This is a genomic window from Achromobacter xylosoxidans, assembly GCF_014490035.1.
Classification (GTDB): Bacteria; Pseudomonadota; Gammaproteobacteria; order Burkholderiales; family Burkholderiaceae_B; genus Achromobacter; species Achromobacter bronchisepticus_A.
This window is the reverse complement of sequence record NZ_CP061008.1, coordinates 1,473,723-1,490,322: the sequence shown is the minus strand read 5'-3', so window position 1 is coordinate 1,490,322 and position 16,600 is coordinate 1,473,723. Positions and strand designations below refer to the sequence as shown.

21 protein-coding genes are annotated in these 16,600 nt (G+C 67.1%); 12 read left to right on the top strand and 9 right to left on the bottom strand.

Going from position 1 to position 16,600, the window contains the following annotated elements:
- Positions 1-94 precede the first annotated feature (94 nt).
- The 3 genes from IAG39_RS06955 to IAG39_RS06945 are packed head-to-tail and all read left to right on the top strand — an operon-like array spanning position 95 to position 3,469.
- Positions 95-1,930: a gamma-glutamyltransferase family protein gene (locus tag IAG39_RS06955; RefSeq protein ID WP_118932793.1), complete on the top strand. Its 1,836-nt coding sequence runs from the start codon at positions 95-97 to the stop codon at positions 1,928-1,930.
- A gap of 55 nt (positions 1,931-1,985) precedes the next feature.
- A complete protein-coding gene (locus IAG39_RS06950) occupies positions 1,986-2,960 on the top strand; it encodes a Bug family tripartite tricarboxylate transporter substrate binding protein (RefSeq protein WP_118932794.1) in 975 nt (324 codons plus the stop codon).
- Complete coding sequence (locus IAG39_RS06945; protein ID WP_059379471.1) at positions 2,957-3,469, top strand: GAF domain-containing protein; 513 nt, start codon at positions 2,957-2,959, stop codon at positions 3,467-3,469. The genes IAG39_RS06950 and IAG39_RS06945 overlap by 4 nt, the downstream gene beginning before the upstream one ends.
- Positions 3,470-3,502: 33 nt before the next feature.
- On the opposite strand, the gene phnE is transcribed toward IAG39_RS06945, so the two are convergent.
- From phnE to phnC, 3 genes are all read right to left on the bottom strand, one after another.
- Entirely contained in the window at positions 3,503-4,297 is a 795-nt protein-coding gene (phnE, locus tag IAG39_RS06940) for a phosphonate ABC transporter, permease protein PhnE (protein ID WP_088142243.1), read from the bottom strand.
- An 82-nt stretch (positions 4,298-4,379) separates the two neighbouring features.
- Entirely contained in the window at positions 4,380-5,360 is a 981-nt protein-coding gene (gene phnD / locus IAG39_RS06935) for a phosphonate ABC transporter substrate-binding protein (protein WP_059379473.1), read from the bottom strand.
- Positions 5,361-5,391: 31 nt separating this feature from the next.
- On the bottom strand, positions 5,392-6,228 hold the full coding sequence (gene phnC, locus IAG39_RS06930; protein ID WP_118932795.1) for a phosphonate ABC transporter ATP-binding protein: 837 nt from the start codon (positions 6,226-6,228) through the stop codon (positions 5,392-5,394).
- Positions 6,229-6,423: 195 nt separating this feature from the next.
- Between phnC and IAG39_RS06925 the strand changes: the two genes are divergently transcribed.
- The 5 genes from IAG39_RS06925 to IAG39_RS06905 all read left to right on the top strand — a co-directional run bounded on the left by IAG39_RS06925 (position 6,424) and on the right by IAG39_RS06905 (position 9,010).
- Entirely contained in the window at positions 6,424-6,855 is a 432-nt protein-coding gene (locus IAG39_RS06925; RefSeq protein WP_059379501.1) for a GFA family protein, read from the top strand.
- A 53-nt stretch (positions 6,856-6,908) separates the two neighbouring features.
- The gene (locus IAG39_RS06920; RefSeq protein ID WP_059379475.1) at positions 6,909-7,274 is read left to right on the top strand and encodes an ArsR/SmtB family transcription factor; all 366 of its coding nucleotides are present in this window, start codon (positions 6,909-6,911) and stop codon (positions 7,272-7,274) included.
- Positions 7,267-7,806 carry an SRPBCC family protein gene (locus IAG39_RS06915; protein WP_118932796.1) on the top strand — a complete coding sequence of 180 codons (540 nt, stop codon included), beginning with the start codon at positions 7,267-7,269 and terminating at the stop codon, positions 7,804-7,806. Before IAG39_RS06920 ends, IAG39_RS06915 begins: the two co-directional genes overlap by 8 nt.
- A 500-nt stretch (positions 7,807-8,306) precedes the next feature.
- A complete protein-coding gene (gene infA / locus IAG39_RS06910; protein ID WP_013395703.1) occupies positions 8,307-8,570 on the top strand; it encodes a translation initiation factor IF-1 in 264 nt (87 codons plus the stop codon).
- Positions 8,571-8,722: 152 nt separating this feature from the next.
- Entirely contained in the window at positions 8,723-9,010 is a 288-nt protein-coding gene (locus tag IAG39_RS06905; protein WP_118932797.1) for a hypothetical protein, read from the top strand.
- A 36-nt stretch (positions 9,011-9,046) separates the two neighbouring features.
- Here IAG39_RS06905 and IAG39_RS06900 read toward each other — a convergent pair whose 3' ends face one another.
- The 3 genes from IAG39_RS06900 to mog are packed head-to-tail and all read right to left on the bottom strand — an operon-like array spanning position 9,047 to position 10,953.
- Complete coding sequence (locus IAG39_RS06900) at positions 9,047-9,916, bottom strand: peptidoglycan DD-metalloendopeptidase family protein (RefSeq protein WP_118932808.1); 870 nt, start codon at positions 9,914-9,916, stop codon at positions 9,047-9,049.
- A 5-nt stretch (positions 9,917-9,921) separates the two neighbouring features.
- Positions 9,922-10,260: a hypothetical protein gene (locus IAG39_RS06895; RefSeq protein ID WP_059379478.1), complete on the bottom strand. Its 339-nt coding sequence runs from the start codon at positions 10,258-10,260 to the stop codon at positions 9,922-9,924.
- A 60-nt stretch (positions 10,261-10,320) separates the two neighbouring features.
- The gene (gene mog / locus IAG39_RS06890; protein WP_118932809.1) at positions 10,321-10,953 is read right to left on the bottom strand and encodes a molybdopterin adenylyltransferase; all 633 of its coding nucleotides are present in this window, start codon (positions 10,951-10,953) and stop codon (positions 10,321-10,323) included.
- Positions 10,954-11,232: 279 nt separating this feature from the next.
- Here mog and IAG39_RS06885 point away from each other — a divergent pair, with 279 nt between their 5' ends.
- The 4 genes from IAG39_RS06885 to IAG39_RS06875 all read left to right on the top strand — a co-directional run bounded on the left by IAG39_RS06885 (position 11,233) and on the right by IAG39_RS06875 (position 14,830).
- Positions 11,233-12,360 carry a D-alanyl-lipoteichoic acid biosynthesis protein DltD gene (locus tag IAG39_RS06885; RefSeq protein WP_118932798.1) on the top strand — a complete coding sequence of 376 codons (1,128 nt, stop codon included), beginning with the start codon at positions 11,233-11,235 and terminating at the stop codon, positions 12,358-12,360.
- A 13-nt stretch (positions 12,361-12,373) separates the two neighbouring features.
- Complete coding sequence (locus IAG39_RS31510) at positions 12,374-12,499, top strand: hypothetical protein (RefSeq protein WP_262422096.1); 126 nt, start codon at positions 12,374-12,376, stop codon at positions 12,497-12,499.
- 104 nt (positions 12,500-12,603) lie between these two features.
- Complete coding sequence (locus IAG39_RS06880) at positions 12,604-14,079, top strand: inorganic phosphate transporter (protein WP_059379480.1); 1,476 nt, start codon at positions 12,604-12,606, stop codon at positions 14,077-14,079.
- A gap of 97 nt (positions 14,080-14,176) precedes the next feature.
- Positions 14,177-14,830, top strand: a complete 654-nt coding sequence (locus IAG39_RS06875; protein ID WP_118932799.1) for a DsbA family protein — start codon at positions 14,177-14,179, stop codon at positions 14,828-14,830.
- 16 nt (positions 14,831-14,846) lie between these two features.
- Here IAG39_RS06875 and IAG39_RS06870 read toward each other — a convergent pair whose 3' ends face one another.
- From IAG39_RS06870 to IAG39_RS06860, 3 genes are read right to left on the bottom strand one after another with little or no spacing between them, the layout of a single operon-like run.
- Positions 14,847-15,461: a glutathione S-transferase family protein gene (locus tag IAG39_RS06870; protein ID WP_059379482.1), complete on the bottom strand. Its 615-nt coding sequence runs from the start codon at positions 15,459-15,461 to the stop codon at positions 14,847-14,849.
- A 42-nt stretch (positions 15,462-15,503) separates the two neighbouring features.
- On the bottom strand, positions 15,504-15,851 hold the full coding sequence (locus IAG39_RS06865; protein WP_059379483.1) for an AzlD domain-containing protein: 348 nt from the start codon (positions 15,849-15,851) through the stop codon (positions 15,504-15,506).
- Positions 15,848-16,561 carry an AzlC family ABC transporter permease gene (locus IAG39_RS06860; protein ID WP_118932800.1) on the bottom strand — a complete coding sequence of 238 codons (714 nt, stop codon included), beginning with the start codon at positions 16,559-16,561 and terminating at the stop codon, positions 15,848-15,850. The genes IAG39_RS06865 and IAG39_RS06860 overlap by 4 nt, the downstream gene beginning before the upstream one ends.
- Between the last annotated feature and the right edge of the window lie 39 nt (positions 16,562-16,600).

Here is a 16,600-nt window from a genome sequence, read left to right as displayed (position 1 = left end):
TAACTAATTGGTTATTCAATTATGCCAACAAAGGAAAAAACAGTTATTTCATGACCCTATACTGCAACCATCCCCTGCTGCCCGGACCGGCCTCATGAGCGCATCCTTCACTACCCGCCCCGAAATACGCGGCACTTTTGGCGTGGTTTCCTCCACCCATTGGCTGGCCTCGCAAGTGGCCATGAGCGTGCTGGAGCGCGGCGGCAATGCCTATGACGCGGCGGTCGCGGGCGGCTTCACGCTGCAGATCGTGGAACCGCACCTGAACGGCCCCGGGGGCGAAGTGCCCATCCTGTTCTGGAGCGAGCGGGAACAGCGCATGCGCGCGCTCTGCGGCCAGGGCCCCGCGCCCGCGCTGGCCACGCCCGCCTATTTCCACAGCCTGGGCGTGGAACTGGTGCCCGGCATCGGTCTGCTGCCCGCCACGGTACCCGGCGCTTTCGGCGCCTGGCTGACCCTGCTGCGCGATTACGGCACCTGGGAACTGGCCGACGTGCTGCGCCCGGCGATCGACTATGCGCGCAACGGCTTTCCGCTGGTGCCGCGCATCTCGCAGGCCATTCTGGCGGTACAGGCGCTGTTCCGCGACGAATGGACCAGTTCGCGCGACGTCTGGCTGCCCAGCGGCCGCGTGCCTGCACCTGACGAACTGTTCCGCACGCCCGCCATCGCCGCCACCTACACCCGCATCCTGGACGAAGCGCATGCCAGCAGCACCGACCGGCGCGGCCGCATCGACGCCGCGCTGGAGCTCTGGTACCGCGGCTTCGTGGCCGACGCGATCGACGACTACTACACCCGGGCCGAGGTGCGCGACACCACGGGCCAGCGCAACCGCGGCCTGCTGCGCAAGTCCGACCTGGCCGATTGGCGCGCCACCTACGACGAGCCCCTCACCGTGCAGTACGGCCGCTACACGGTGGCCAAGTGCGGGGTCTGGTCGCAAGGCCCGGTCCACCTGCAGCAACTGGCGATACTGCGGCACCTGGGCCTGGCCGGACTGGAACCGACCTCGCCTCAATTCGTGCACTACGTGGCCGAAGCCGCCAAGCTGGCCTTCGCCGACCGCACGGCCTGGTACGGCGACCCTGACCACACGCAAGTACCGCTGGCCGCTTTGCTCAGCGATGAATATGCCCGCTCCCGCGCGGCAGGCATCGGCGCGCGCGCGTCGTCCGAGTTCCTGCCTGGCTGCCCGGGCGGCCAGGCGCCGCGCCTGCCCGACCTGGACGCAGCCGTGCGCACCCTGGCTGCCTCCGACACCCGCTTCGGCGTGGGCGAACCGACCTTCGCCGCGCTGCCGCCGGTAGCCGAATGGGCGGCGCGCGAGATATTCGTGGGCGACACCTGCCAGATCGACGTCATCGACCGCGACGGCAATATGGTGGCCGCCACGCCGTCGGGCGGCTGGCTGTCATCCAGCCCCGTCGTGCCCGGCCTGGGCTTCCCGCTGACCACCCGCCTGCAGATGACCTGGCTGGACGAAGGCGTGCCGGGCCAGCTGCAGCCAGGCAAGCGTCCCTGCACCACGCTGTCGCCGGGTCTCGCGCTGCGCGACGGCCAGCCTTACATGGCATTCGGCACGCCGGGCGGCGACCAGCAGGACCAATGGACGGTGGCGTTCTTCCTGCGCCATGTCATGGGCATGAACCTGCAGGAGGCGATCGAAGCGCCCTCCTGGCATATCGATCACTTCCCGGGCTCGTTCTGGCCGCGCAGCCTGACCTTGAACCGGCTGACCGTGGAATCGCGCATGCCGGCCGCCACGCTGGAGGCGCTGCGCGCGGCGGGCCACGAGGTCAAGGTGGGGCCGGACTGGTCCGAAGGCCGCATCAGCGCCTGCACCCGCGAGCCTGCCGCAGGCGGCGGCCTGCTGCTGCGCGCCGGCGCCAACCCGCGCGGCATGCAGGGCTATGCCGCCGGCCGCTGAACCTGTTTCATTCAACCGGCACACAGACCGGACATTACGCAAAGGGGTAAACACCATGAAACTGCAATTCAAACGACTGCTGCGCACGTGCGCGCTGGGACTGGCGCTGGCCGCGCCCGCGCTCACCCATGCCGCGTGGCCCGAAAAACCCATCACGCTGATCGTGCCGTGGGCCGCGGGCGGCTCCACCGACATCCTGGCGCGCGTGCTGTCCGAAGGATTGACCCAATCGCTGGGCCAGCCCGTGATCGTGGAAAACCGCTCGGGCGCGTCCGGCAACATCGGCACCACCTTCGTGGCGCGCGCCAAGCCCGACGGCTACACCTTGCTGGTCGGCTCGATGAGCACGCACACGATGAACCAGGCGCTGTACTCCAGCATGCCGTTCGACGGCGTGAAGGACTTCACGCCCATCGCCGAACTCGCGCTGGTCACCAACACCCTGGTGGTGAACCCGTCGGTCCCTGCGTCCAACGTGCAGGAGTTCATCGCCTACCTGAAGGCCAATCCCGGCACCGTGGCCTATGCCTCCGCCGGCCAGGGCTCCACCAACCACCTGAGCGCCGCGCTGTTCGAGAAGGCCGCCGGCGTGAAGATGATGCACATCCCCTACCGCGGCGGCGCGCCCGCGGTGCTGGACACCGTGGCCGGCCGCACGCAGGTGCTGTTCAGCGCCGGCACGCAGACCCTGCCGCACGTGCAGAACAACAAGCTGAAGCTGCTGGCCGTCACCGAGGAAGCGCGTTCGCCGCTGCTGCCCGAGGTACCCACGGTGGCCGAGACCTTGCCGGGCTACGAGCTGTCGGTCTGGTACGGCGCCTTCGGCCCGGCAGGCATGCCGCCCGAACTGACCGCACGCCTGAACCGCGAGATCAACCTGATCCTCAAGCGTCCCGAAGTCATCAAGAAAATGGGCGACATGGGCGTGCTGCTGACCGAGACCACGCCGGAGCAATTCGGCCAGATCCTGGCGCGCGATGCCGACAAGTACGGCAAGCTGATCAAAGAACTGGGAATCACCGCCGAATGACCGTAAGCATCCGTTCCGCTGCGCCGACGCAGGCCGGCGTGGCCGCCATTGTCCAGGCATACGCCGCCGCCGATTCCACGGCGGCCTTCCGGGCCATCGACGCCCATGCGCATGCCGCGCTGGCGCACACGCTGTGCACGGTCAACCGCTATGACGCGCAGGCCATGCGGGTGCTGCGGCTGTATAGCTCCAACCCCGAGGCCTATCCGCCCGGCGGCAGCAAGGACAAGAGCGGCACGGCCTGGGGCCGCCACGTCCTGCTGGAAAAAAAAGTGTTCGTGGGTGAAGGCGAAGACGCGATCCGCGAGTTCTTCAACGACCATGACGCGATCCAGCGCCTGGGCCTGCGCTCCGTCATCAACGTGCCGGTGGTGTACGGCGAGGTCTGCCTGGGCACCGTCAACTTCCTGATGCCGCGCGCGGTGGTGTCGGAAGCCGATGTGCAGGCCGCGCAGTTGGCGGGCCTGCTGGCGCTGCCTGCGTTCCAGGCGCTGCTTCCGCAGGCCTGAGGCCGGCGGGGCCCGCCCGGGCCCCGCGCAGGCTCAGATGAGCGCTCGCCGGATACGCGCGGACGCCATGTCGATGATGACCACGAAAGCCACGATGATTATCATCACGGCGCAGGTTTCGGCGTAGCGGAAACTGCGGATGATTTCCCACAGCACGGTGCCGATGCCGCCCGCGCCGACGATGCCGACCACCGAGGCCGAGCGCACGTTGGATTCGAAGCGGTACAACGAATACGAGATCCACAGCGGCAGCACCTGCGGAATCACGCCGTAGACGATTTCCTCCAGCGCATTCGCGCCAGTGGCGCGCACGCCTTCCACCGGACGCGGATCGATGGCCTCGACCGCTTCCGAGAACAGCTTGGCCAGCACGCCGGTGGTGTGCACCCACAGCGCCAGCACGCCGGCGAACGGGCCCAGCCCGACCGCCACGATGAACAGCATGGCGAACACCATTTCATTGATGGCGCGGCACGCGTCCATCAGGCGCCGCATGGGCTGGTACACCCAGGCCGGCACCATGTTCGACGAACACAGCAGCCCCAGCGGCACCGCCACCACGATGGCCAGGAAGGTGCCCCAGACCGCGATCTGCACGGTGACGATCATCTCGTCCAGGTACATGCGCCAGTCGCGGAAATTCGGCGGAAAGAAGTCGGCGGCAAACTGGGCCATGTTGCCCGAATCGCGCAGCAGGTCCAGGGGCCGCATGTCGGCGCCCTGCCACGACATGACCAGCAGCGCCAGCACGACGGCCCATACGAGCAGGACTGGCAGCGACGAGCGCGGCGCGGCGGAAAGGCGGGAGGTCTGCATGGCTACGTTCATAGGAAAAAGGCGATCCGCTGGTTGGGTTTCAGTTGCGGGCAAGCCGGCGCGCCCGCGGCGCACCGGCTTGCCGCTTGCAGGCTTATTGCTTGGCGGCAGGCTGGCCCAGGCTGGCCAGCTTGCTGTCCAGTTCGGCCAGCTGTTTCTGCTTTTCGGCCTGGCCCAGCGTGGCGTCGGCTTCGACCTTGGCCTTCTCGCGCGCCAGCTCGATCTGACGGATCGGCACCAGCTGCTGGTTGTCGGAGACGCGGAAGCCCTGATAGGTCAGCGCCTTCAGATTGGCCATTTCACGCTCGGCGTCCTTGCCCTTGCCGTAGTTGACGAAGAAGTCGCGGATGCGGGCCTTCAGGTCGGCCGGCAGGTCGCTGCGCATGACCAGCGGGTCGGCGGGGATCAGCGGCGACTTCCACAGCACGCGCACGCTGTCGTTGGCGTCCTTGCCCGTGTTCAGGCGATAGCGCTCCAGCGCCTCGGTGTTGTTGACGGCCACGTCGACCTGCTTGTTGATGACCGACAGCAGATTGGTTTCGTGGTTGCTGGCGCGCACCGTCTTGAAGAAGGTCTTGGGTTCGATCTTGTTGGCGGCCCAGAGGTAATAGCCGGGCACGGCCGTGCCCGAGGTCGAGTTGGGATCGCCCGCACCGTAGCTCAGCGTGCCGCCGCGCTTGAGCACGTCGTCCAGGGTCTTCAGGTTGCTGTCCTTGTTGACGATCAGCAGCGACCAGTAGCCGGGGTTGCCGTCCTTGTCGATGACGGAAGCGAACACTTCGCCCTTGGCGCGGTCTACCGCCTCGATTGCGGACTTGTTGCCGAACCAGCCCATCTGCACCTTGTTGAAGCGCATGCCTTCGATGATGCCGGCGTAGTCGGACGCGAAGAAGGGCTTGACCGGCACGCCGATCGCGCGGCTCAGGTCGTCGATGACGGGCTGCCACACGGACTTCAGGTTGGTCGACGATTCCGTCGAGATGATGCCGAAATTCAGGGTTTTGGCGTCTTGCGCGTAGGCCTGCGTGGACAGGGCCGCGGCGGCGATCAGGGTGACAAAGGTTCTGCGTAGCATGGAAGGCTCCGGGGAGAAATGGGTCGGGGTATCAGGCGGCTTGCGCCAGGCGGGACAGCGGCGCCATGCCGGGCATGGCCGGCGCTTGCGGCGCATATTCGGGAAGCAGCTCGCTCAGTTCGGAGCCGTACAGGTCGCTCAGCATGGCAGGCGTGAGCGCGGCGGAGGGGCCGTCGTAGACCACCTTGCCGTGGCGCAGCGCCACCACCCGCGGGCAATAGCGCAAAGCCACATCCACCTGGTGCAGCGACACCACCACGGCTACCTTGCGGCTGCGGTTGATCTGGGCCAGCGTGTCCATCACGCGGCGCGAGGATTCCGGATCCAACGAGGCAATGGGTTCGTCGGCCAGGATGACGCGGGCGTTCTGCACCAGCGTGCGGGCGATGGCCGCGCGCTGCTGCTGGCCGCCGGACAGCGTCGAAGCGCGCTGAAATGCGTAGTCGTCTATACCAACCTGGGCAAGCGCTTCAAGGCCCTGCTGCACTTCGCCGCGCAGGAACCAGCGCGTCAGGCTGCGCCACAGCGGCACGCGCGGCAGCAGGCCGGTCAGCACGTTGGTGATGACCGGCAGGCGGCCCACCAGATTGAATTGCTGGAACACGAAGCCGATGCCGGCGCGCGCGGAGCGCACGTCGAGGCTCAGGCGGCCGTCGCGCTGGATCATGCGGCCGTTGACGGCCACGCTGCCCGCGTCGCCGGCCACGAAACCCGACAGATGACGCAGCAGCGTCGACTTGCCCGAACCCGAGGCGCCGAGCAAGGCAACCATCTCGCCGTCGGCCACTTGCAGGTTCACGCCGTCCAGCGCCTTGGCGCCGGCGTGGAAGCTCTTGCTGAGCCCTTGTACTTCGATGGCGTAGGTCATCGTTGAATCCCCTTGGATGTGTTCATGGCGGCATTCTGTTTTCGCGGCATGACAGCACGATGACCCGGGAATCGATTCATTTGGCTGAAAATAGGGACACTGGAACGATCTGAAAGACGTTCGTCACAAAGGCCGCCTCCAGCCCGGCGCGCCACAGGTATATTGGGGATATTCCCCACCAGCCTGGCGTTCATCATGATCAAAGGTTCCTGCCTGTGCAGCCGCGTCGCCTACGAGATCACGGGTCCGCTCACCGACGCCCTCAACTGCCATTGCACGATCTGCCGCAAGGCGCATGGCGCGGCATTCCGCAGCCGGGCGACGGTCCAGGCCAAGGACTTCGCCTGGACCCGCGGAGAAAACCACGTCACCTGGTACTGCTCGTCTCCGGGCAGCTACCGCGGCTTCTGCGAAGCCTGCGGCACGCCCCTTCTGACCCGCTTCGACCAGACGCCGGACGTCTACGGCTTGCCTCTGGGTCCGCTGGACGACGACCCGGGTATCAAGCCGGCGGCCCACTGCCACGTGGCCAGCAAGGCGCCCTGGTTCGACATCACCGACGGCCTGCCGCAGTACCCCGATGCATATGGGGCGATGGAAGAAGATCATCCGCAGGCGGTTACATAAAAATTCAACCAACTAGTTGAATTAATTCGCGAGGCAGGACTATATTCAACCTCATGGTTGAATCAATCCCCTCCCCCGCCCTCGATGCCGTCTTTCGCGCGCTGGCCGACCCCACGCGCCGCGACATGCTGCGCAGCCTGGCCCGGGGCGAACAGACCATCGGCGAACTGGCGGCGCCCCACAGCATGAGTTTCGCGGGCGCCTCCAAACACGTGCAGGCCCTGGAACGCGCCGGTCTGGTGCGGCGCTCCATCCGCGGCCGCACGCATGTATGCAGCCTCAATCCCGAACCCATGGCCGAGGCCATGCAATGGCTGCGCTTCTATGAACAATTCTGGTCGGGCAAGCTGGGCGCGCTGGAAGCCGCGCTCGCCGCCAGCCGGTCCCCGGCCGCGTCTTCTGGAGAACCACATGAGTGATCACGGCGCCGTTCTGGACCCCACCTCCATCCGCTTTACGCGGATACTGCCCGCCAGCGTCGACGAGGTCTGGGCTTTTCTCACCGAATCCGAAAAACGCGGCCGCTGGCTGGCATCCGGCGACATGGAGCTGCGCGAAGGCGGCGGCGTGACGCTGCGCTTCATGCACGCGGACCTGTCCTCGGTGGCCGAACCGGTGCCTGATGCCTACAAGCCGTACGAAGGCGGCGTCACCACGCAAGGCGTCATCACGCGCTGCGAACCGCCGCATTTGCTGGCTTTCACCTGGGGCGGCTCCCCCGGCCATCCTTCCGAGGTCACCTTCGAGCTGTCGCCGGAAGGCAAGGAAACGCGCCTGGTGCTGACCCACCGCAAACTGTCCTCGCGCGATGGCATGGTGGACGTGGCCGGCGGCTGGCATGTGCACCTGGGCGTGCTCGAAGCCCGCCTGGCCGGCCGCGCCCCGGGTCCGTTCTGGTCCGTGCTCGGCCGGGTGGAAGCTGAATACCGTGAGCGGATACCGGCACGCTAGAGTCGTTGAACAGCAACTATCGCAGCGCGGCCACAGATAAATACTGGCTAAATATTGCGCTTTGCAGTACCATAAGTCCGTGATTTTTCCGCAAAAACCGGGCTTCGGTCACTCTGCGTGCCAACCTGTACCGCCTGCGGGCAATGCTCCGGGGCAACCCAGGACGTGCTTGGTTTTTCCGGAAAAACCCCTCCGCCACCGGGCGCGCCTCCACCTCCATCGTTGCGCGGCCTGGCAGCACAAGCTCCACCCCGCTTCTTCCGGCGATTTGCGCAAAAGGCGCCGCCGCGACCAAGCCGCGCACCGCGCGCACACTGCCCACGCGGCGCGAGTATCCGTCATTTCAGACATCCGCTTCGGATGCCGTGGCCCTTACCCGCGCTTGCCCGGACGTTTTACGTTCAAACCGCTGGACCCGCCCGTTCGGGTCCGACGCGCTTGCCGCTACGCGCGGCGCGCCATGCCGTCGGTATGGCTGCGCGTTTTGATAGGAGAAAAGAATGGCTAAAGAAGAACTCATCGAACTGGACGGCATCGTTGACGAAGTGCTGCCCGATAGCCGCTACCGTGTGAAGCTGGACAACGGCATCGAAGTCGGCGCCTACGCCTCCGGCCGCATCCGCAAGCACCGCATCCGCATCCTGGCTGGCGACCGCGTCACCCTGGAAATGTCGCCGTATGACCTGACCAAGGGCCGCATCAACTTCCGCCACAAGGACGAGCGCGGTCCCGCGCCGCAGCGTCCCCAGCAATTCCGCCGCTAAGCCAGGGCGACAGGGCCGGCCCCGCGCCGGCTCCCTTTTCGCGCCAGCCTTAAACCTGGGCCGCGCGATGCCGTAATGCGTGGAGCGCCCGTTCATGAAAGAATGGCGCCCTCTGCCCGGCGCGACGCCCGGCAGGACGAGCATGAAGCACGATGGACCTGACACACGATCTGCAAGCCGCCGCTGACCAGCTTGCCCTGGCGCGAAGAAAATTCGTCAAGGGCGAGGAAGGCCTGCGCCTGCTGCATCAGTCGCGCGAGTCCTTCATCAACAGCCTGCGCAATACCGGCCTGACCTACGCCGAGGCCAAGACCAAGTACGACAACTGCCTGGACGAGCAGGAAGCCGAGCAGTTCAACGTGCGGCAGCATATGGACTATGCTGAACGCGTGCACCAGCATGTGCTGCAACTGATCGCGCAGCAGGCCGCCACGGCCTGAGGGCGCGGTTCCGCGCCCCCAAATCCCGGGACAGGATCAGGGCTTGAACGCCCCGATGAAGATGGCCGGATCGACGCGCGCGTCGTTCAGGCTGACGTTCCAGTGCAGGTGCGGACCGGTCGCGCGGCCGGTCGCGCCGACCTTGCCCACCAGTCCGCCGCGCGGCACTTCGTCGCCGACCTTCACGTCGATGGCCGACATGTGGCAGAACATGCTGACGAAGCCCTGGCCATGGTCCAGGAACACCGTCTTGCCATTGAAGAAGTAATCCCCCACCAGTACGACCACGCCAGCGGCCGGCGCCTTGATCGGCGTGCCCGACGGCACGGCGAAATCCAGTCCCGAATGCGGATTGCGCTCCTCGCCGTTGAAGAAACGGCGCAGGCCGAAGGGGCTGGACAGGCGGCCGCCGTTCACCGGGCGGTCCAGCAGCAGGTTGCTGGGCGTGACGCCCGCGCGGTAGGCGCGGTTGGCGGCGGCCTGCTCGGCCTGCTCGCGTTCGATGCGCTTCATGTCGTCCGGATCCGGATTGACCTGGCGCGGATTCTTCAGCGTGATGTGCTGGGCCTTGTATTCCTTGGCGCCGACCTTGAAGGTCTGTGAGCGCTTGCCTTGCGCATCCTTGATTTCCACCTGCTGCTCGCCCGGCTTCACGCTGAGCGGGATGCCGACCACGGCGATCCATTGCTTGCCCTCTTCTCGCACGACCAGCACGCGCCGGCCCAGGAAGCTGACCTCGGGCGCGCGCTCGGCATTGCCCAGGCCCAGGACGGCGACGCCGCCTGGCACGGGAACGTTGAGCTTGCGGCTGATGAAGCCGCTCTGCTGCTGCGCGCGGGCCGGCAGGCCCAGGCAGAGGGCGGCCGCGGCCAGGCCCAGCCGCAGGACGTCGCGACGATGCTGCATGGCGTTCACAGGCACAGGTTGGCGGGCTCGATGATGCTCTGGTCGCGGCGCGCGATGCGCGTGGACAGGCGCGCTTCGGTCTTGCCCTTCCAGTGCGTGGTCGTCAGCACCGCTTCAACGCCCAGGCTGTCTTCCTGGATCAGTTCAAAGCCGTTGCGCACAGCCTTCTGCTGGAAATTGACGCCCAGGTTCTTCCAGGATTCCGCCACGCAGGCCGTGTAGTCCTCGGGTGTGCGCTGGGTGGAGCCGTAGAAGACCGGATCGCGGTCGCGCACGTCTTTGACGTTGGCGCAGGCCGACAAGGCTGCCAGGACAGTAAGGGACAAAGCGGTGCGAACCTTCATGGCGATGGAACTCTCAAGCGGTTGGAGGTGGATGGGCGGCCAATATAACGCAGCGCCGGATCAGGCCTGCGGCGCGCGGCGGGCCGATTTGGGGCGGAAGGCCGCGATGATTTCCGGCCGGGTTTCGGCGTACGGGCCGCCGATAAGATCGATGCAATAGGGAATGGCGGCGAAGATGCCCGGCACCAGCACGGATCCGTCCTCGCCCTTCAGCCCTTCCAGCGTTTCGCGGATGGATTTGGGCTGGCCGGGCAGGTTCACGATCAGGGCGGCGTGGGCGGGCGTTTCCCGGATGACGGCCACCTGGCGCGACAGGATCGCCGTGGGCACGAAGCGCAGGCTGATCTGGCGCATCTGTTCGCCGAAGCCGGGCATTTCCTTGGTGCCGACGGCGAGCGTGGCTTCGGGCGTGACGTCGCGGCGCGCCGGACCGGTGCCGCCGGTGGTCAGGACCAGGTCGCAGCCGCAGCCGTCCACCAGTTCGATCAGCGTCTCGGAAATGCGCGCGGGTTCGTCGGGGATCAGGCGGTCCACCGCCTGCCAGGGCGAGGCCAGGGCGCCGCCCAGCCATTCGCGCAGCGCGGGCAGCCCCTGGTCCTGATAGGTGCCGCTGGAGGCGCGATCGGAAACGGACACCAGGCCCACGATCAATTCGTCGGGGTGCTTGCGGGCGATACGGGTAGTGGCGGTCATGGGCTGCGCAATCTTGGTGAGGAACATTCGGGCGGCGCGGATGCGGCCGCGGCGGGGTCAATCATGGAAATCCAGAAGAGGCCCGCCAGAGCGATGCTATCGCATTCCTTCCCTGCGGGATTGGCGGCGGCGGGGCGCGCGCGAGCCGCGGACCCTGTGGCAAAAAGGCGAATTGCGCTCTGGCCCCGCTTTCCCGCGCTTGTTCCGGTCATGCCCGCTCGATAACATCCGCTAACAAACCTGTCCAATAGAGAGGGCCCCGCGCGGCATTGGTTCCCCATGTTCAAACGCACACTACGGCAGCATGCGCTGGCGGCGGCGCTGGCCCTGGCCGCGGCGGCCGCCGCCGGATGGGGCGCGCTGCACTCCCTGGCGCTGAAAACAGAACCCGTGCCGGCGGCCGCGCCAGGCATCTACATCCCAAACCTGGGCAACACGCTGCAGGAACAGACGCGCAACCTCTCCCGCATGAGCCAGGCCCTGCGCACGGGCGACCGGCTGGTGATCCTGGGTTCGTCGGAGCTGACCAGCAACGACCTGCGCTTCGTGCCCTACCGCTACCTGGCCGACGAATTGCAGATGCCGGTCCTGGCCTATGGCCATTCGGGCTTCCAGTCGCTGGGCATGCAGCTGGTGCTGGCGGCGATGGCCGAGGACCTGTCGCCGGCCTCGCGCGTGGTGGTGATGCTGTCGCCGGGCTGGTTCGACGGTGAAGGCGGACTGGGACCCGACGAGTTCAAGGAGCACGCCAATCCGCTGCTGCCGCGCCTGCTGCGGCAGCCCGAAGGCCGGGCGGAGGTGGTCCGCTGGCTGCAGGCCAAGGGCGACGCGGGCGTCGCCTGGTCCATGGCGGCGGAACAGGCCTACGTCTTCCGCCAGCGCCTGGTCGACCTGTGGGCGCCCGCTGCCCATGCAGCGCCTGCCCCCGAACGTGAACGCGAGGGGCCGCCCGCGGCCGCCCGCGTGGTGGATTGGGAAGCGCTGGCCGCCGAGGCCCAGGGCGCCGAACAGGCCCTGATGGGCGGCAACCGCTATGCCGTGCGCGACGAGTTCTTCAATAAGTACCTGCGCAGCATCCCCGAAGGCGGCAAGACCGCCTATCTGCCCCAGCCGCTGACCGGCCGCGACGAGCTGCGCGAGCTGGACGCGCTGATGGCGCTGCTGCGGCAGCGCGGGGTCAATGCCCTGTTCGTCATGCAACCGCTGCATCCCCTGGTGTTCAAGGACCTGGACCGGTTCGGCCCCGTGCAGCGGGAAGTGGCGGCGCTGTGCCAGCGCTACGCCATGCGCTGCATGGACATGTACAGCGCGCCCTTCGAAGTGGGGACGCTGCGGGACGTGCAGCACCTGGGCGAACTGGGCTGGCTGCGCGTGAACCAGAAGATCGCGGAAGTTTTCTACCCATGAAGGAGGGCCGGCAATGAAACGAACCCTGTGGCTGTGCCTGCTCTATCTGGGCGTCCTGGCGGTGATGATGATCCAGGCGGATACCTCGGCGAACCTGGGCAAACCGATGGAAATCGAGTTCCAGTATTCGAAATTCTGACCCCGGGCGGGGTTGGCTGGCCGCACTTGGTAGCCGCAAGCAACCAGTGACAGGTCACAAATCTGCAATAATCGGCTCCTCTCGCCGGAACCTCCCCCGCCTCCATGTTCGACCTCTTCCACGGCCTAGACCTCTGGGTTGGCCTCAGCCTTGCGCTGGCCCTGACATTCGTCCTGGCCTTCGAATTCATCAACGGATTCCATGACACGGCGAACGCCGTGGCCACGGTCATCTACACCAAGGCCATGCCGCCGCATCTGGCGGTGGTGCTTTCCGGCATATTCAACTTCCTGGGCGTGCTGCTGGGCGGCGTGGGCGTAGCCTATGCCATCGTGCATCTGCTGCCGGTGGAACTGCTGATCAACGTGGATACCGGCCGCGGGCTGGCCATGGTGTTCGCCATGCTGGCCGCGGCCATCGCCTGGAACCTGGGCACCTGGTACTTCGGCATTCCGGCGTCCAGCTCGCACACGCTGATCGGCTCGATCCTGGGCGTGGGCCTGGCCAACGCCCTGATCACCGACCTGCCGCTGGCGGACGGCGTCAACTGGGGCAAGGCCATCGACATCGGCCTGTCGCTGGTGGTGTCGCCGGTGGCCGGCTTCCTGGTGGCGGGCGGCCTGCTGCTGGCGCTCAAGCGCTGGCTGCCGCTGTCGAAGATGCACAAGACGCCGGAACAGCGCCGCGCCATCGACAACAAGAAGCATCCGCCCTTCTGGAACCGTCTGGTGCTGGTGCTGTCCGCCATGGGCGTGAGCTTCGTGCACGGCTCCAATGACGGCCAGAAAGGGATCGGCCTGATCATGCTGGTGCTGATCGGCATCGTGCCCGCCAACTTCGTGCTGGACACCAACAGCACCACCTACCAGATCGAGCGCACCCGCGACGCCGCCAACCACCTGAACGTGTTCTACCAGCGCAATGAAGCCATGCTGGGCGAATACCTGGCGCTCAAGCGCGTGGACGCGACCACCGAGCTGCCGCGCAACTTCCGCTGCGATCCCGAACTGACCATGCCGACCATCGCCGCGCTGCAGGCCGACCTGCACGGCGTGTCCAACTACGCCGACCTGCCGGCCGAGAAGCGCATCTCCGTGCGCCGCTACCTGCTCTGCCTGGACGACACGGCCAAGAAGGTCGCGCGCATCGAAGGGCTGCCGGCCCGCGAACGCGCCGACCTGCAACGCCTGCGCGCCGACCTGACGGCCACCACCGAATACGCTCCCTTCTGGGTGATCGTGGCAGTCGCCCTGGCGCTGGGCGCGGGCACCATGGTCGGCTGGCGCCGCGTGGTGCTAACGGTGGGCGAGAAGATCGGCAAGCAGGGCATGACCTATGCGCAGGGCATGTCCGCGCAAGTCACCGCGATGGGCGCCATCGGCATCGCCAACGTCTTCAGCCTGCCGGTGTCCACCACCCACGTGCTGTCCTCGGGCGTGGCCGGGACCATGATCGCCAACAAGAGCGGCCTGCAGGGCAGCACCGTGCGCAACATCCTGATGGCCTGGGTGCTGACCCTGCCCGCCTCGATGCTGCTGGCCGCCGGCCTGTTCTGGGTCGGCGTGCAGATCGCCGGTTGATACTGAGCGGCCGTGCAGGCAATCTGCACGGCCGATGCAACACTCTGGCTACCCCGCCAGGCTTTCTCCGGGGCAGGCCCGCGTCTACCATGACGCCATGGCTACCTCAAATCCCACCCTGCATTACATTTTCGACCCGCTCTGCGGCTGGTGCTATGGCGCCGCGCCGCTGGTGGAGGCGGCTCGCGCCGTCCCCGGCCTGGACATCGCGCTGCATGGCGGCGGCATGATGACGGGCGGCAACCGCCAGCCGGTCACCGACAGGCTGCGCCGCTACGTCATGCCGCATGACGAACGCATCGCCGGCCTGACCGGCCAGCCCTTCGGCGACGACTACTACAACGGCCTGTTGCGCGATGAGGGCGCGGTGTTCGATTCCGAGCCGCCCACCACCGCCATCCTGGCCGCGCAGACGCTGGCCGGCCGCGGGCTGGACCTGCTCAAGCGCATCCAGCGCGCGCACTACGTGCAGGGACTGCGCATCGCCGATCCCGCGGTGCTGGCCTCCCTGGCCGCCGATATCGGCCTGGACCCGGAAGCCTTCCGCGCTGCCTACGCCGCGGCGCAGGGCGCCGAAACCGCCGCGCACATCGCCGCCAGCCGCAGGCTGCTGGCGCAGGTCGGCGGCAGCGGTTTTCCCACCCTGGCGCTGGAACGCGATGGCATCTGCGAAATGCTGGAGCCCAGCCGCTACCTGGGCCGTCCCAAGGAATGGCAGGCAGACCTCAACGCCCGCATCGGGCGCGGTTGAAGCCCGATGCGCCGCTTCAGGCTTCCTCGATGTCCCCGTCGCGCTGCAAGGCGCGATGCATGGCTGGCCGGTCGCCCAGCCGTTCCGCATAGGCGGTGAACACGGGCGTCTCGGGCATGACCTTCACCTGCATCATGTATTGCAGGGTGCCGCCCAGCACGATGTCCGCCGCCGAGAACCGGTCGCCCAGGAAGAACGGCCGCGCCTGCAAGACCCGGGTCAGCACCTGTTCGACCTCCTCGGCCGAACCCCAACCCAGCGCGCCGCCCGGATGCGGCGTCTTGAAGGCGCGCTCGGCCATGGCGGGCTCGAATACGCCGGTGGAATACGCCAGCCAGGTCAGGTAGGGACCGCGCAGCGGATCTCCCACCACCGGACCCAGCCCCGCTTGCGGGAACAGATCGGTCAGATAGAGGGCGATGGCGGGCGTCTCGAACACGGGCACGCCGTCATGCACCAAGGCTGGCACCTTGCGGTGCGGGTGGATGTCGATGTAGTCCGAGGGCATGTGGCCCGCGCTGTCGGTGCCGCGGATGGACACCATTTCGGTGTCGTAAGGCACGCCCAGTTCTTCGAGCAGCCAGAGTATCCGGAACGAGCGCGAGCGCGGCGCATGATAAAGCGTAAGCATGGTCGGCCTCCGTGGAAGTCCGACCATTTTGCCCCGCTGGCCTTACGCCGCCAAGGCCAGCAACACCCCGTATCCCGCCATGCCCAGCAACACCGCGACGCCAGCATTGCTGACCAGGCGGGCCGCCACGGCGGTCACGACCAGACCGCCCACATAGGGACCGAGGTTCGCCGCCTGGTCGCCGGCGGCCAGGAGGTCAGGCACGATCACCGCCGCCGCGATTCCCGCCAGCAGCGATGGCCCCAGGGCGGCCAGCGCCGAGCCTTCGCGCGACAGGTGGCGCAGCAGGCGGCTGCGCTCGGACAGCATGAAGGGCAAGGCGCGCGTCAAATAAGTGATGGCCGCCATGGCGATCACCGCGCCCCAGAAACCCAGTCCGTCAGTGTTCATGCGGACCTCCTCAGCCGATACGCCGCGCAGCCGATGACCGCGCCGGCCAGGATCGCCAGGCTGGTATGGCCCAGCGCGGCCACGGCCCCGGCTGCGGCTACTGCCGCGACGATGGGCAGGCCCATGCCGCGCTTCGCGCTTTGGCATACCAGGGCCATGAACAGCGCGGGCAGCGCAAAGCGCATCACCTGGGACAGCATGGGGTAGTGGCGCTCCAGGCCGTCTCCCGCGTAGACGCCGACGGCCGTGCCGGCGATCCAGGTCAGCCACGCGCCCAGCCCCAGCGCGATCATCCAGCGCTGGCGGCCCGCGGGCTCCACGGTCTGCAAACGGTTGAAAGCCGTGGCGAAGACTTCATCGGTAAGCAGGAAGGCGACCTTCAGGCGCTCATTCAGCCCCGCCGGCAGGAAACGCGACAACAGCGGGCCGTACAGCAGATGGCGGGCATTGAGCAGCGAACACAGCGCCACCACCCACAGCCACGGGGTGCCGGCCTTGATGGAAGCGAGCAGCAGGAACTGGCTGGCGCCGGCATAGACCAGCACGGAAATCAGTACCACTTGCAGGGGCGACAGGCCCGCGGCCACGCCCGCGATGCCGAAAGTCACGGCTACCGGGAAGTAGCCGATCATGACGGGCAGGCAGGATTTCAGGCCGTCGATGCGGGCGCTGCCCGAAAGCGCGGGCGCGGGGGCTGGAGGGGTCTGCAAGATGTTCCGCTGGGCTTCTTCAACAACCAGCTAGTTTAC